Source organism: Achromobacter sp. ACM01, from assembly GCF_014851745.1.
Lineage (GTDB): Bacteria > Pseudomonadota > Gammaproteobacteria > Burkholderiales > Burkholderiaceae_B > Achromobacter > Achromobacter aegrifaciens.
The window spans coordinates 1-325 of the sequence record NZ_JACVAF010000031.1 but is presented as its reverse complement, the minus strand read 5'-3'; the positions used below and the strand labels follow the sequence as shown (position 1 = coordinate 325).

Below are 325 nucleotides of genomic sequence, written 5' to 3'. Positions count from 1 at the left end.
AGCAGCTCAAGGACACCTTCACCTACACGATCCGTGATGCCGACGGCGACGTCAGCACCACCACCATCACCGTCACCATCAACGGCCACACCGATGGCGTGCCCGGCGTGACCGTCCCCGATGCCAATGGCGCCGATGCCGGCAACGTCAGCATCGCCGAGAACGCCACGCAGCCGGTCACCGGCGAACTGACCGTCTCCGCACCGGAAGGCCTGGCCACCGTCAAGATCGGCAACGTCACCCTCTCTGTGGCCGACCTGCAGGCGCTGGGCACCACCCCGGTCGTCGTCAACGGCACCGAAGGCAAGCTCACGCTGACTGGCTA

1 pseudogene is annotated in these 325 nt (G+C 66.5%); it reads left to right on the top strand.

Features of this window, described 5'->3' with window-relative positions:
- A pseudogene (locus IB268_RS30930) lies at positions 1-325 on the top strand (hypothetical protein); the annotation flags it as partial.